Genomic DNA, 15411 nt, shown 5'->3' with positions numbered 1-15411 from the left:
CCCAGACTTGCCGAACCTGCGCAGAGGGTTGCCGCACCATGGGGGCGATGGGCCATTGAAGCGCGGTTCGATTCGTAACTTACGTATTCAGCCCGCGCCTTCGTGGTGGCATTCGGGGTTCAAGCACTCGGCAAGCCGACAACGGCTTACGCGCACCGTAAACAAAAATGGAGAACTCGAAATGCGCAGGATTACGACCTTCACGGCAGCTGCTGGCATACTGATGCTTGGTACAGTGGCGGCGTTCGCGGATGAGCCACCAAAGGCGGCGCAAGCCGCAAAACCCGCAGCGCCCCCGCCCGCCCAAAGCCATGCGCACAAGCAAGGAATGGAGCACGGTGGTCAGGACATGCACGACCGGATGATGAAGGACCATCGGGAAGGTATGCAGAACATGCCGAATCACTCTGGCTCGTCGGGAAGCGCGAACGGACCCAGTCAGCCTGCTCATGCAGCCCCCCCTCCCAAGGCAAGCGGCAGTGGATGCTGCATGGACAAGGACATGGGCAAGCCCATGAAGCCTGCCGATAAGCCGATGCCCATGAACCACATGTGAGAATTCAGCCCCCGCCCCATCCCCCCGCCGGGGCTGATGGCCCGCCGCAGCGTTGTGGCGGGCCAATTCCTTGTCGGATCTGAGAGACACTTATCTCGAGGTTCTTGCGGCCGGATCGATGTGCAGCACCACTTGTGGTCAATGGAGGCGGGCGGCAGACCGAGCCCTGTCAGTTCCCCGCAAGGAAGCCGTAGACTTATGGTACAAGCATGACAGCTGCTGGTGCTGCCGAGCAGGCAAATATCGACTGTTCGTGTGTAACGCTTAACATCGATGACCTGGGATATCGGCTTGACTTGGCAGTTGGTCGCGCCGGGTTCGGCGCGTCGCTAGTGAAAACGCATCCGCATTTGTTTGCCGCATCGCCCGTTTTTATGGCCGCTCCGACACTGGCTGACATGAAGCGGGTCGTCGATGCCGTCGAGACAGTCGTGCGCATTCCTGGCTACCAGGAGTTCGTGCTGGCCTGGGCTCCGCCGGTTGCAATGAACGATTTCGGCCCCGCAGGCGCATTGATGGGTTATGATTTCCATTGGACGGAGAGCGGACCGATCCTGATCGAGGTCAATACCAATGCGGGTGGGGCGTTCCTGAACGCCGTTCTCGCCGATGCGCAGCGTGCATGCTGCGTGGGCCCTTCTCCATCTGCCGGGGACGTCCAGAGCCGCTTCACAACGGCAGCGGCTACGATGTTCCGGCGCGAATGGCGGCGGCAGCGGACCGCCGGAACGCTCAGAACGATTGCCATCATTGATGAGGACCCGCAGGCCCAGCATCTCTTGCCAGAATTCCTCCTGGCCCAGGCGCAGCTCGAGCAGCAAGGCTTCGATGTGGTCGTAGCCGACCCGGGTGAGTTGATCGCGGACGCCGGCCGGCTTTGGGTCTCAGGCAAGGAAATTGATCTGGTTTACAACCGGCTTGTCGACTTCGCACTCGAACAGCCCGCGAATACGGCGCTGAGAAAAGCCTATCTGCACGGCGAGGTGGTGGTTACGCCCAACCCGCACGTGCACGCGCTCTTTGCAGATAAGCGGAACCTGATTGTCCTGTCCGATGCGAACGCCCTGCGGGAGCTCGGAACGCCTGAAGACGACATCAGGATGTTGCAGGCCAGCGTTCCGCGGACGGTGGCCGTTACGCCGGCAAATGCGGAGACCCTGTGGGCAGACCGGCGTAACCAGTTCTTTAAGCCTGCGCGCGGTTACGGAAGCAAGGCGACCTATAGCGGCGCCAAGCTGACCAGGCGGGTTTGGAGTGAAATTCTGGCTGGAGGATATGTCGCGCAGGCCTTCGCTCCACCTGGCAGGCGCCGCATCTATCGAGACGGCGCGCTTGTCGAGCTCAAGGTTGATGTCAGGCTATACACCTACGAAGGCGAGGTACTTCTCGTGGCAGCGCGCCTTTATCAGGGCCAGACGACGAACATGCGGACGGCCGGCGGCGGTTTCGCGCCGGTATTCGAAATGGGCGATCAGCCGGGGAATCCTACGTAGCCGATTGCACAGAGCGCTCGCGAGTCTCCAAGAGTGTACAGGCCCTGCCTGAGCGCAGCACTGCTGCCAATGGTGACATTTGGATATCGTTCACGCCATCTGTGCAACCGGGTCGCTTCGGCACGGCCCTGATCAGCCTCCTATGTTCGGGTTCTAGTCCATGGCCGCTAAAAGCAGATCCAGTGGCATCGTGGCGAAGGTGGTGAAGCTGTCAGCAATGGCATAGGGCAGCATCAGGGTGCGATCGTGCACCATCGCGCCGCAGCTATATGCCACATTTGGCACATAGCCTTCGCGCTCATCCATGTCCGAGCGGAGAATTGGCAGCCTCGTTCGCGCCAGTAGCTTCGAGGGATCATTGCGATCAAGCAGGCACGCACCGATGCAGTAGTTCCGAACGGCACCGACCCCGTGAGTGATCACCAACCAACCTTCTTCGATCTCAATCGGAGATCCGCAATTGCCAATTTGAACAAATTCCCATGGCCAGCGAGGTTCAACGATCTTTGCCCCTCCATTCCATTCGTAGATGTCGGTGGAGGTTAGGAGCCAGATATTTTCGTTATCCTCGCGCCCGAGCATGGCGAAGCGCCCACCGATGCGCCGGGGGAAGAGAGCCATTCCCTTGCTGCCTGTGGCATCACCGCTGAGCGGTTTGAGTTCAAATGTCCGGAAGTCCGGCGTGGACAGCAATTCCTGCCGGACTGCCTGGCCGCTAAAAGCCGTATACGTCCCGAAATAGGTGGCACGGCCATCATCCTCCAGGAAGCGGACGAGGCGAACATCTTCGATTCCGCCGCGCTGGCTGGGCGTTATAGGGAAGATAACGATTTCTGAGAGATCATGACTGCCATCGCACTTGATACGAATGCCCGCGTTTGGCCCATCCTGATCGGAAATGTTCTCTGTCTCCAGTACGAGCGGCATGGGGCTGACAGGATTGAACGCTATGGTTCCGTCCGCGGCGCAAATCCCGGTGCGAAAGGTGAGTGAGGAGATATGCCCTTCTCCAACGCCCCGCAGAGACAGAATGAATCGGAGAGAATTTTCAGGTGCATTTGACTGGTCGGGATGGGGGACGATGCTTGGATTGAAGAGCGCCGCTGCCTCATAAGAATATTCGTTACAAAAATGAGCACCGATCAACAGCGCCTGTTCATGGCTGACCTCGCATTCACAAACGATGATGCCTTCAACCTCGTGGAACCTTCGCAAAAACAAGGAAGACACGTCGCGATGCCTTCCCGAGAAATCGGCGAGAATGCGTTGCAGTTCATTGCGAAGGGAAGCTTGGTCGAGCGCCAGGACGCGGTCGGCGATACGCTGCGCGCGTGGCCGATTGGGCACAGCATATTTGTAGGTTTCGGTGGACGGCATGTAGGGCCTGATCACGACCCTTGAGGGGTCGGGACGGAGCAATACGGGCAGTCGGTTGACATACTCGGCGGTTGACACAGACTCGTTCCAATACAGATCGCAGTTTCGTAGAGCGGTTCGCGCGTTCGCGATGATGCAGGTTGGCGTTTATGCGGCTGTTATGTCGCGGCTTTGCCGGTAAACGTCATCGGATCGAGCGACCGTTTCATCATCGGGTCGGAGCCACCGGCCGGTGCCGCTGGAATCGAAGGTATCCTCGCTGGGTTCGTCCAGAGGGCACGAACATCGAACGGCCGTTATTTCCGGGATACGCGCCAAAACAGGCTGGGCAAACGCCGTGCGCATCGCGGTCAATGCCGCCAGATACGCCAGCGTTGATTCCCCGCCCTGATTGGCATTGCGCCGATCGGGATGTAGTCCGTCGAAGCAGGCGCCGCGCTCGACATCCACCACAGGAACGCGGAGATCGTTTTCGCCAAGGAACCAGGCAAAGGCACGGCTAGCTTCACCTTGCCAGACGGCGTTTCCAGTGACACGCGCCGCGGTTAAACAGGAGCTAACGGCCGCCCAGGCTTCCAAGGGTTGCTGATCGAAGGGTTGCGGCTGCCGATGATCGGCGCCGAATGTTTCTGTTCCGATGGGTCTGAAATGACCGCGTTCAGCTGTTTGCAACGTCATCAGCCAGCGCAACGCATCGAGGCCAGCTTCGAGATAATGGTCCTTGCCGGTTTCATGTCCGCTGACAATCAGCGCCTCGCACAAACGGGCATTGTCGTAGCCTAGTCTATCCTCGAACCAGACCCAATCCGGCCTGGCGGCGTCGGACCAGCGCTGGAAAAGCCGGTTAGCCAGCTCGCTTCTCAGGCGCTCAAGACCACGATGCCCAGAAAAGCGGTGCAGAAACCAGGATATGCCTAGCAATCCATATGCCCAGGCGCGCGGCGACGTGCACGTCATCAGGAAGGGCGCGATCTCCAGCACCCGGGCTGCGGCCCAGCCATCCAGCGAACGGGTGTCTTTGTGCCGCGCAACGGCACCTAGCGCCCAAATCGTGCGGCCCAGGGCATCATCCGCGCCGGCGCCCTCCAACCAGGTCCGATCGAAACTCATGAAGTTGTGGACCTGCTTGGTTTCTGGAGACCAAGCGCTCTCGAGAAAGGCCGCATAGGTGAGGTGCAACTGTTTCTCTTGCGTCGTCAAAGGGCGCAGTGCGGCGAGTTCGGTTAGGACGAGTAGCGCGCGCGCATTGTCGTCGAGACAATAACCATGCCTTCGATCCGGTACCGCAAATTTGGTGTGCTGCATCAGACCGACCGAATCGGTGAGCGCTGCAAGATGGTCCGTCGAGACAGGCGGCAATGGGGTGTTGCCTGGTTCGAGCGACGGAAAGGCGATGATCGTCGCGCCGGTGGAGCGCCGCTCCAATCGGACGGCTGAAAAAATCTCGAGATACTGTTCCGCGACTCTCGGCCAGATCATTGCCCGACCACGAGAATAGGCGTTCGTCCGAATCTCGCTGCGCAACGCGTCGTCGTCGATCAACCGGCGCACGGCCGTTGCGAACCCGTCTGCCTGTCCGACTGGGACAAGCAAACCACAATGGCCTTCCAGCAACTCCTGCGCGTACCAGAACGGCGTCGATACAACAGCTTTGCCGAGCGCAATCGCGTAGGCCAATGTCCCGGATGCGATCTGTGCTTCGTTGGGGTAGGGTGAGAGATAGATATCACACGCCGCCAGATAATCCAGCAACTCGTCAAGCGAGAGGTATCTGTCTATAAACTGGACGTGGTCGCCAACGCCTAGCTCGCTGGCGAGCGCCGTCAGGCTCTCGCGGTAGCGCTCGCCTTCGTCCCGCACGAGATTGGGATGGGTCGCGCCGACGATCATGTAGAGGAGTTTCGGGTTCTCCTGGACGAGGGCGGGTAGCGCGCGAATAGCGGTCTCAACACCCTTACCCGGCCCCAGCAGTCCGAAGGTCATCAGCAAGGTTCGATCTGCCAGGTCCAGATCGTGCTTCGCCATAGCTGGATCAAGAAAGGGCCGATCAGGTACCCCGTGCGGGATCACCGCGATCTGATCGGCCGACACCCCATAAACATCCCGGAGGATATCACGCCCCTTATCAGCCATCACTACCAGACGAGCGGAACTCGCGATGAGCTGGTCCATGACGCGCCGTTGAGCCGGATTGGGGGAGGCAAGGACGGTGTGCAGCGTCGTGACAAGAGGCGCTTCCAGACCGCGCAGGAGGCGGAGGACGTGCTCACCCGCCTCACCGCCAAAGATCCCGAACTCATGCTGCAGCGAGACGACTTCAATATCAGCAACGTTCAGATAGTCGGCCGCCACTTCATAGGAGGCGGGGTCTGCGTGATGAATTTCCAAGGAGACTTCTTCGGGATAGGCGTAAACATTGTCGTTGTCCGTCATAGCAATCGCAATCGCGGCCATAGTGGGATCGACACCAATCAACGCCTGCTGCAAGTCATTCGTGAAGGTTGCGATCCCGCATTGGCGCGGCACGCAGGTCCCGATGACGGCTACGCGACTGGGTCGGGGAGTGAGGACGGGACCGTTCATGTTCAACCTCTATCCTTGTGGGTCTCTTCCGAGCCGGCGCCATGAAGGCGGCAGCGTGTTATGCCATTACGCAACGCGTTCAGGCTCGCCCGCCGAGCGCCGAGGGCTATCTGAACCTACCTTGTCGGCTATGGACCACGGTCCAGGGTCAAGGTCTGAAATCCGTCTTTGCTGCGGGCAGGGCGGCAGCCGCCGAGTTGGACGCGGTGCTTGCATGTCGGACAGCGCGGTTGTTGCGCTATACGTATTGTCCGTGGATTGCCTGCGCTGCAGGAGGGCAGCCAGCAGCGCAGGTCAGGGCATCTTTCAGTACGATCGTCAAAGCGTTGCCGTCATCGCGGCGGCGAACATTATCAGACGGGCACCGGCCCCAGGAGGAGCAGCCTTGGGGTAAGAACGCTCAGCGGGCCGAAGATGATGAGCGTTGCTGCCAGAGCGAGGACCTTTGCTCATTGCGGCATTTCGACATGTCCGCCGAACCCGAATCGCATCGCTGATAGTACCTGGTCGCCAAAGGTATGTTCGACCCGGCTGCGATAGCGGGCGAACAGCGCAGCGGACAGGACGTAGACGGGGACCGACTCCTCCATCGCCGCCTCGATCGTCCAGTGACCCTCTCCAGAATCGGCGACCTGTCCGGAGAACTGGCTGAGCATCTGGTCCTTGGCCAGCGCGGCGGCAGTCAGATCAAGCAGCCATGAGGAGATGACGCTGCCGCGCCGCCATACTTCGGCAACGTCAGTCAGATTGAGGTCGAAGCGCTCGTCCTCGGGCAGCTTGTCCGACTTCTTGCTCTTGAGGATGTCGAACCCCTCAGCATAGGCTTGCATCAGCCCGTACTCGATGCCGTTATGGACCATTTTGACGAAATGGCCGGCGCCCGCGCGCCCCGCATGGATATATCCCTGCTCGGCGCGCGGATCTTCGCCCTCTTGCTCCATGCGGTTGGCGGTTCGCGGGATCGTGCCCCGCCCCGGCGCCAGCGCCGCGAAGATTGGGTCAAGCAGATCGACGGTCGCCTTGTCCCCGCCGATCATCATGCAATAGCCGCGCTCCAATCCCCAGACTCCGCCGGAAGTGCCGACGTCCACATAGTGAATGTTCTTCTCTCGCAAGGAACGCGCCCGTCGGATATCATCTTTGTAGAAGCTGTTGCCGCCATCGATGATTATGTCGCCCGGCGCGACGAGGGTCTTGAGCGACTCTATGGTATCCTCGGTAGGCGAGCCCGCGGGGAGCATCACCCAGAAGATCCGCGGCGAGGTCAGCGAAGAGGTGACGGCTTCCAGCGACAAGGCGGCAATTGCGCCCTCTCTGGCAATATCTTCGATAAGAGGCGGATTGCGGTCGAATGCGACGACTTCATGTCCTCCGCGCATCAGCCGGCGCGCGATGTTGGCACCCATCCGCCCCAAACCAATGATTGCAAGACGCATAAGGCTAGTTCCCTTGAATGGTCGCGGCAGCGACCACCGCTGCACGCAACGCTTCGATGCCGCCGGCGCGCGATGAGGACGGCCATGCCACTGCGGACCTGTGCAGTCTGGACCGTTCCGAGGGCTCGCTTTGTGACCGGGGATGGCTACCCCGCGCCTAACGTCCATCCAGATAAGCTTCGGCAATCGACTGATAGCTTCGAGCGAGAAGAGCAACCTCACGTTGATGTTGAACCCGCCCCGGATCAACGGAGTGGCCGTTGCAACCGGCTGTGTTGTCTCCATCCGAGCACCCGGACCACCATTCAACGTCCAAAACCGGCCTGAGCGGAATAACGGCGGACAGCATCAACAATGGCGCGCCCAATGATAGGTTTAGGAATGACATCGTCAAAGCCCACCTCATAGGCGCGATGCGCCAACACGAGGTCATGAAAACCTGAAATCAAGATTGCCCTGCCCGTCCATCCTTGCTGGCGCAGTGCTTGTAGAATATAAAAACCATCTAGATCCGGCATCCGATAGTCCAATATGATGCAGTCGGCGTCCAGCGTTCGCGGGTCCCCGAGCAGTGCGCGTCCGCTCGTATACCCACACACATCATAGCCGCGCCCCTTCAACAGCAAGTGGAGCGCGCGGCGCACGGCCGGGTCGTCGTCGGATACCACGACCCGGTACTGCCCGAAGGGAGGCTTGGAGGTAAATAACGACATATCGCGAGCTGGAGCGCCAGATTGGGGTTCAATCCCAAATCGCATGGCGTCAGCCTTTGATCCCTACGTAAACATCGCATCACTGCGCATTTCGGCCCATGCCGGCTGCGAAGGCGATCCGCAGCGCCTCGGAAAGGCTACGAATGCCCAACTTCGCCATCAGGCTCGCGCGATGCACCTCGACCGTCCGGGACGAACAACCAAGATCATAGGCTATGGTTTTATTTGGATAACCGTTTGCTAACCCCTCGAGCACGTCCTTCTCACGCGCGGTCAATGCGGCAATTCGGACCTGCGCCTCTGTGGCTTCCAGCGCACGCGCATTGGCATCATCAATCCGCGCGAAGGCGCGCGAGATGGCATTCAGGAGCGCTGCCTTTTCGAAAGGCTTTTCCAGAAAATCGATGGCTCCGGCCTTCATTGCCTGAACTGCGACGGAAACATCCCCATGCCCTGTGACGATGATGACAGGCATATTGATTCCCCGCTCGGTCATCGCGGCCTGAACCTCCAGTCCATCCATCTCTGGCATACGTACATCGAGCAGAACGCAGCCGACCTCGGCCGATTTCGAGGCTCTTAGAAATTCTACTCCCGAGTGATAGGAGAGGACCGCGTAGCCGGCAGTCTTCAGTGCGAAGCTTGCAGCTTTTCGGATCGCCTCCTCATCGTCGACCAGATGAACGACGCGGTTACCCCCCATAATCTTCCTCCGCTCGCGCATGGATCAGCGTGAAATGAAATCGCGTGCCGCCGGGCGGAAGGTGTTCGACCCAGATCCTCCCTCCATGAGCTTCCACTATTGTCCTGCAGATGGAGAGGCCGAGGCCCATTCCACCGGCCTTGGTTGAAGCGAACGCATCGAACAGTCGCTCCCGCATATCTTGGGGAATCCCTGGCCCGGTATCCGCCACCGTCACCTCGATCAGACCGTCGGCGCGCAGCTTGGACCGAATGCTGAGGTCGCGGATTGGCGACTCAGCCATCGCTTCAATCGCGTTACGCATCAGGTTGACCAGAACCTGCTGGATCTGGACGCGATCTACCAACACGGGCGTTGCCAGTGGATCATAGGAAAAGAAGCTGCGCACGCCGTTCTCGCGGGCACCGACCAGCGCGAGCTGGCCAGCCTCTTCGATCAGGCGGGGCAGGTCATCCAAGCTTTTGTCGACTTCGCCTCTGGCGACGAAGTCACGCAGCCGGCGCACAATATGTCCGGCCCGCAGCGTTTCCTGGGCGGCATCGCTCATGACCGTGCGGATCATTGCGAACGGCTCGCCCGCCGCTTCGTCCAGCATGTCGCGAGCTGTCTCGAGATAGAGGGCGACGGCGGCGAGAGGCTGATTGAGCTCGTGCGCCAGCGTCGAAGCCATTGTACCCATCGCGCTCAGTCGCGAGACGTGGACCAGTTCGGCTTGGAGTTCCTGGAGCTTGAGCTCGTCCTGCTCTTTGGCAGTGAGATCGCGCACGAAGCCGGTGAACACCCGGTGGCCGTCCTCACCGGCCTCTCCCACGGACAGCTCCATCGGAAAGGTCGTGCCGTCCCGGCGCTGGCCAACCACGACGCGGCCGATGCCGATGATCCGTCGTTCACCAGTTTCCAGGTAATGCTTGATATATTCGTCGTGGCGACCACGGTGGGGCTGCGGCATGAGGCAGGCAACATTGCGCCCGAGAACCTCCTCTTCCGCGTATCCGAACAGCTTTTCAGCAGCCGCACTGAACGAAGTGATCCTCGCTGCTTCGTCGATGATGATCATTGCATCCGGAACGGTGGCGAGGATCGACTGAAGATGCTGCTCGCGGGTCTCAATCGAGGCGCGCACGGCAGCTTCATCCGTTATGTCGCGACTTACACAGGCGAAGCCGCAGAGCACTCCCCGGTCAAAGAGGGACGTGATGGAAAGGCGCGCGAGGTATTCGGATCCATTTTTGCATGCCCGCCAAGCTTCACGTTCAACCTTTCCTTCTCGCGCGGCGTTTTCGAGATCCGCCAGTGGCATCCCTGCGGCAATTTCGTCAGGCGGGTAGAAGAGTTCATGGGATCGACCGATGATTTGATCGGACAACCAACAGTCGGTCCGCTCTCCCTCTGTGTTAAAGCTTAGAATACGACCCGAGGAGTCGAGCAGCGTCAGGACGTATCCAAGCCCTTGGCGCAAAAACAGCCCAGCGAGCCGTTCCACCTGGGTTGCTACGGGGGTCGTGTCGCAACGGTCAGGCATCGCGGCCCCCGCCCCGCCCGATAGGAACAAGGGAAACCCACGCGTGTCTCGCATCGATGAGACGCGCTATTGGCGGGCTAAAATGGCCTTCATCTCGTCTATCTCCTGACGCTGAGACTGCTCGATTGCTTCGCAGAGCCGCACCACCTCGGGGTCGGTGAGGCGAGCTTCCCGACACATCAGAATAGCGCCAGAGTGGTGCGGGATCATCGACCTGAGAAACGCCGTGTCGCCGATGGTGGTCTGGGTCCGTATCAGCGCGAAGCTCCCGAAGAACGCGATTAACGAGACGGCAATCAGCGTGACGTTGGCCCCTTTGGACGGGAACATGCCTCGCATGCCGAGGATCATGAGCACCACCATCGGGGCGACCATCATCAATGTCATATAGAACATATTGAGATTGTTGTAGAAGCTGTCGACGCTGTCGATCATGACAAACATGACCAAATACATGATAATGCCGCTGATAACCGTCTGAAGAACGAGACTGCCATAGGCGCTCATGCGTCCATTCGGATGTTCGTGCATTTGACCCATAGCTCTTCTCCTCAAAGCTTGTCGTCGACACTCGTTGCTCGTGGCGCCGCATCACCACTGTTCCTCTTCCCGAAACATCTAGGACCAGGAATGGTCACTGGTGACAAAACTCGCCGCGTCGATACCGCCATTTTCGGTGCGGGAACGGCGCGCCGGATCGCAAGTGGGTGCGAGATCGAGGCCTTCCGAGATGCTCGGTGCCGACGATGGCAAGAAGACGATTGAGGCCTCAGCGCCGCCCGCAAGCGGCGTCCCGCTCATTAATGGTCCGCGGTCGAGAACAGGGTGAGGTGGTCCCGCCTTCTTGGACAGTTTGACGGCTGAGTTAAGCTAATCCCGGTTGTCGTTCATGCCGCCATTCTGGTCTTCAGATCATGGGGGGCATGCCCCCCATGATCTGAAGCTCCGATCCGCCAATAGGCCTCTGCCGGGGTTCGCCCGGCCAAGCCCGAGTGCGGTCGCTGGGTGTTGTAATAGGTGATCCACCGCCCGAGACCAGCCTTCAGCTCCGAGCCGGTCTCAAAGGCATGGAGATAGACACATTCGTACTTCAGGGAGCGCCAAAGGCGCTCGATGAACACATTGTCCATCCAGCGACCGCGTCCATCCATGCTGATGCGTACCTCCGCATCCCGCAGCACGCTGGTGAAGGCGAGACTGGTGAACTGGCTGCCCTGGTCGGTGTTGAAGATCTCGGGCCTGCCGAAGCGGGCCAAGGCATCTTCAAGCGCCGCGACGCAGAAGCTGGCATCCATCGTGTTCGACAGCCGCCAGGCCAACACCTTGCGCGTCGCCCAGTCCATGACGGCGACCAGATACAGAAAGCCGCGTCGCATCGGGATGTAGGTCACGTCGGCGCACCAGACATGGTTCGGCCGCTCGATCGCCAGTTTCCGCAGCAGATAAGGATAAACCCGATGCTGCGGGTGGGGATCGCTGGTCCGGGGCCGCTGGTAGATCGGCGACAAGCCCATCTTCGCCATCAGCCGCCGCACCCGACGTCGACCAGCGTCATGCCCATTCCGGCGCAAGTGCCGGACCATCTGGCGGCTGCCGTACCAGGGCATGTCGAGGAACGCCGCATCGATCACCCGCATCAGCGCCAATGTCTCCTCGGTCTCGGGCACCGGCGCGTAATAATAGGACGACCGGCTGATCGACAGCAGACGGCACTGGGCCGCGATTGACAGGCGGTGGTGAGCGGGATCGACCATCGTTCGCCTCCGTGCCACGCTCATCGACCGGAGGCTTTCGCTAAAAAATCTCGCTCGATGACGAGCTGCCCGATCTTGGCATGCAGCTTGTCCAAATCCGCCTCCGTGGCAGCCTTGGCCGTTTCGCCAGCGCCCGAGAAGGTTGCTGCCATGCCCTCGACCGCCTGCCGCTTCCACGCCGCGATCATCGTGTGATGGATGCCATGCTTGGCGGCTAACTCCGCCAGCGTCAGGTCACCCCGGATCGCTTCCAGCGCCACCTTCGCCTTGAAATCCGCGCTGTACCGCTTCCTTGTCGTCTTCATTCCCGTCCGTTCCTCACGTCGGGATTCGCTTAACACCCTGTCCAGGAAACCGGGACCACCTCAGATTTCCTGCAATAATTTTCTCTTCGGGCGAAAAATCTGAGCAAAGATCATCAAGAGAGAAAATCGGCGACTCGATCAAAGGCACACCCGGGAAGAGATTTTTGGTCATGCTGTTGTCCATGTCTTTGGCTGCGTTATGACGGTGCGTGACGCTAGCCTCACAGGGCAGCGTAAATGCCGAGTGCCTCGTCAACATCATCATACATATTCGCTACACCTTCGTGCAGAACGATCGCACGATTACAGAATTTTTTGATGAACGTCGAACTGTGCGATGCCAGAATAAGTGCGCGATCCTGCCGCTTCTCGAAAAATTCAGCCTGGCACTTCTGTTGAAAGTTACGATCCCCCACCATAATGACTTCGTCGATCAGGTAGCATTCAAATTCAATGGCCAAGGACAGTGCAAAAGCTAGCCGAGCGCGCATGCCCGATGAATAGGTCTTCACCGGCATACGCAATTGCTGGCCCAATTCGGTGAATTCCTCCACGAATTCGCGCATTTCGCTATAGGGTTTGTTGTAGATGCGCGCGATGAAGCGCGCATTGTCATAACCGGTGAGACTGCCCTGGAACCCGCCATTGAAGCCCAACGGCCAGGAACAGCTCATCGAACGGATGACCTTTCCGGACGTTGGCATCTCCACCCCGCCGATCAGCTTGATGAGCGTCGTCTTGCCCGCACCGTTACGCCCAAGCAGGCCGATCCTGTCCTGCGGATTGACGGCAAAATTGACGCCGCGCAGGACAGTTTTCGTCACATGCCCGGTGCGATAGCGCTTGTGGATATCCTGACAGACAATCATCCGATCACCAGGATTCGACGCACGCGGCGACAGAGAACAAGGCCGACGACAAGGAAACATGCCGAGACGCCGAGCGCCGCCGGCACGTCGTAATAGGGCTCCACTGCCGAACCGAACAGGCCATAGCGCATGAGTTCCATGCCGCTAACGAGCGGCGACCACATAAGGTAGGAGCGCGCTTCCGGCGACAGCCATGCCGCCATGTTGAAGGTGCCCGAAAACGGAATGGCGACGTAAACGCTGACCGGAATGAGTTTTTCCACCGTCTCGGAAACCTCCGACAAGGGAGCAAGGACGGTGCAGACCGACAGGACGAACAGAATATAAATTCCCCAACCCGCGACCAAGGAGCCGACATCGGCGGGCATTGGGAACATGCCAAAATATCCCAGAACAATCCCAATGAAGACATAGGCCATCATTGCGCCGATAGCTTCGACGAGCACACGCACAAATATGAAATCGAGAATTTTTATCTGTCTGTGATAAAGCAATGCACTGTTGGCGACAAATATGCTCACCGATTTATTGAAAGAATGTCGCAGGAAAGTCAGCGGAATGTAACCGCTGGCGACAAAGGCAACCACGCCAATGCCATGGCTTTCCGGCCCTTTCATGATGGTCCAGACCACCCCCACCAGCCCAGCGAACAAGAGCGGCTCGACCATGACCCACAGGAAGCCGATATTCTCACGTCCGAAGCGCGTGGTGAGTTCGCGGATCATCAGCGCCTTCACCACGAGCACCTGAACGCGCAGTCCGTTTTTAAAACGCTCCATCAGTCTTCCGGGGCATGCTCAAGAACGCCGACAATCAGCATCCAACCAATCAGAAAGAGGCACAAGCAAACGAAGATGACCGCTAGGATCTGCTTGAGCCGCGCTGGCAAACGAGCCTCGTCGGGCCTGTCTGGCTGCACCACCCGCTCAAGATAATATTGCTGCTTCAGCGCCTCTGCGCGAGCCTGCTCAAGCGTGGCGTTCGCAGTTGCCAGCATCTGCGTGGCGAACTCCTGCTCAATCAGCAAAGATTCATAGCCACTGATCTTCGAGGCAATGCCGGAAGGTGTGCCGACAGCGCGCCCGGTCTGCGCCGCGATCTGCTCGGAGAGCGCCGCGATGCGCTGACGCATCGCCGGAATCGAAGGGTGATTGGGAGCAGCCTGCATCACTTCGCCAAGCTTGGCGCGGAGCCCCGCCTGCTGCGCGATCAAGCTATTGGATATCTCGAGAACACCCATTCCCTGCTGCTGGGGATCGAGCAGTTCCGAACGATTCCGGTATTGACCCAACTCAACGCGCGCCTTTCGGACACGCTCCTGAGCGGCCACGACGCGCTCCTCGGCGTCCTTGAGGGTCCTGGCGTTGGCCCGCTCATTGAGACGATTCACAAGGGCTTCGCTCAATCGCAGCAGGTTCTCGTTCAAGGCCTGGGCCTGGGCCGGTTCGAAGGCGTTGACCGTCAACACCGCCATCCCAGTCTCGTGATCGAGGTGGGCGTCCACCATGGAGCCGTAATAGCTGTAAAGCGCCTCAAACGTATCGTCGGAGAAGAGCTTGGGATAACGGCTTAACCGATCTGCTGCGGAGGAAGCGAATGCCTCGCGCACGTCAACATCCTTGCCAAGGTCGCGCAATGCATCGCGCGAGCGCAAATAGTCGATCACTTCGCTGGTCTGCTCATGTCCAGCCGAAAGCCCGGTCGTCTGAATAAGACTGGCAAGCGAGGACATCGGAGCCTGTTTGCGATCGGGCGACTTGATGACGAATCGCGATTCCGAGACATAGATGTCCGAGGCAATCAATCCAAAATAAACCGTCGCCAGCAGGGACGGGACAGCCACGAACAACGCAAACCAACGCCAGCGCCCGAGATACTGAAGGAGCGAACGCGCACTCCCAGCTTCCTTGGCTAGGCGCTGAAGCTGATTGTCATGATGCATATCCAAACTCTAAACTCCTCCGACGGAGAGGCAAACCGCGCACTGCACTCGGAATATGGGCCGGAAACTATCCGGCAAGGATCGACACCGCAGGTGCGCGGCCACGGGTAACGATATTCGATTTGCCATTATATGATGCCAGAACAATCGCCCTTTGC

General features: G+C 59.3%; 14 protein-coding genes. 2 read left to right on the top strand and 12 right to left on the bottom strand.

The window, feature by feature from the left end; translation table 11 throughout:
- Nucleotides 1-181: 181 nt before the first annotated feature.
- Together KC8_RS13015 and KC8_RS13010 are read left to right on the top strand one after the other, a co-directional pair.
- Nucleotides 182-556 (top strand): hypothetical protein, encoded by a 375-nt coding sequence (locus KC8_RS13015; RefSeq protein WP_010126944.1) that lies wholly within the window; start codon nt 182-184, stop codon nt 554-556.
- Between the two features lie 209 nt (nt 557-765).
- Nucleotides 766-2049, top strand: a complete 1284-nt coding sequence (locus tag KC8_RS13010; RefSeq protein WP_029624736.1) for a hypothetical protein — start codon at nt 766-768, stop codon at nt 2047-2049.
- Between the two features lie 153 nt (nt 2050-2202).
- On the opposite strand, the gene KC8_RS13005 is transcribed toward KC8_RS13010, so the two are convergent.
- From KC8_RS13005 to KC8_RS12955, 12 genes are all read right to left on the bottom strand, one after another.
- Nucleotides 2203-3426, bottom strand: coding sequence for a glycoside hydrolase family 130 protein (locus tag KC8_RS13005; protein ID WP_010126948.1), 1224 nt, complete (start codon nt 3424-3426; stop codon nt 2203-2205).
- 147 nt (nt 3427-3573) lie between these two features.
- The gene (locus KC8_RS13000) at nt 3574-6009 is read right to left on the bottom strand and encodes a glycosyltransferase family 4 protein (protein ID WP_010126949.1); all 2436 of its coding nucleotides are present in this window, start codon (nt 6007-6009) and stop codon (nt 3574-3576) included.
- A gap of 449 nt (nt 6010-6458) precedes the next feature.
- Nucleotides 6459-7445, bottom strand: a complete 987-nt coding sequence (gene gnd, locus KC8_RS12995; RefSeq protein ID WP_010126950.1) for a phosphogluconate dehydrogenase (NAD(+)-dependent, decarboxylating) — start codon at nt 7443-7445, stop codon at nt 6459-6461.
- A gap of 305 nt (nt 7446-7750) precedes the next feature.
- Complete coding sequence (locus KC8_RS12990) at nt 7751-8203, bottom strand: response regulator (protein ID WP_232455533.1); 453 nt, start codon at nt 8201-8203, stop codon at nt 7751-7753.
- A gap of 34 nt (nt 8204-8237) precedes the next feature.
- On the bottom strand, nt 8238-8861 hold the full coding sequence (locus KC8_RS12985; RefSeq protein ID WP_029624738.1) for a response regulator transcription factor: 624 nt from the start codon (nt 8859-8861) through the stop codon (nt 8238-8240).
- Nucleotides 8851-10383, bottom strand: coding sequence for a PAS domain-containing sensor histidine kinase (locus KC8_RS12980; RefSeq protein ID WP_029624739.1), 1533 nt, complete (start codon nt 10381-10383; stop codon nt 8851-8853). The genes KC8_RS12985 and KC8_RS12980 overlap by 11 nt, the downstream gene beginning before the upstream one ends.
- 66 nt (nt 10384-10449) lie before the next feature.
- The gene (locus KC8_RS12975; RefSeq protein ID WP_010126956.1) at nt 10450-10890 is read right to left on the bottom strand and encodes a DUF305 domain-containing protein; all 441 of its coding nucleotides are present in this window, start codon (nt 10888-10890) and stop codon (nt 10450-10452) included.
- A 380-nt stretch (nt 10891-11270) separates the two neighbouring features.
- Nucleotides 11271-12442 (bottom strand): IS3 family transposase gene (locus tag KC8_RS12970; RefSeq protein WP_138956794.1). Its coding sequence is split into 2 segments (ribosomal slippage): nt 11271-12178 and nt 12178-12442, totalling 1173 coding nucleotides; the frame shifts between segments, so codons are not numbered across the junction.
- Nucleotides 12443-12455: 13 nt separating this feature from the next.
- Nucleotides 12456-12614 (bottom strand): hypothetical protein, encoded by a 159-nt coding sequence (locus KC8_RS19845; protein ID WP_157663922.1) that lies wholly within the window; start codon nt 12612-12614, stop codon nt 12456-12458.
- 49 nt (nt 12615-12663) lie between these two features.
- On the bottom strand, nt 12664-13311 hold the full coding sequence (locus tag KC8_RS12965; protein WP_010122986.1) for an ABC transporter ATP-binding protein: 648 nt from the start codon (nt 13309-13311) through the stop codon (nt 12664-12666).
- A complete protein-coding gene (locus tag KC8_RS12960) occupies nt 13308-14090 on the bottom strand; it encodes an ABC transporter permease (RefSeq protein WP_010122987.1) in 783 nt (260 codons plus the stop codon). The genes KC8_RS12965 and KC8_RS12960 overlap by 4 nt, the downstream gene beginning before the upstream one ends.
- Nucleotides 14090-15253, bottom strand: a complete 1164-nt coding sequence (locus KC8_RS12955) for a capsule polysaccharide export inner-membrane protein (protein ID WP_010122989.1) — start codon at nt 15251-15253, stop codon at nt 14090-14092. Before KC8_RS12955 ends, KC8_RS12960 begins: the two co-directional genes overlap by 1 nt.
- Nucleotides 15254-15411 lie beyond the last annotated feature (158 nt).

It is taken from the genome of Sphingomonas sp. KC8, assembly GCF_002151445.1.
Lineage (GTDB): Bacteria > Pseudomonadota > Alphaproteobacteria > Sphingomonadales > Sphingomonadaceae > Sphingomonas_E.
This window is presented reverse-complemented; position numbering and strand designations above follow the sequence as displayed.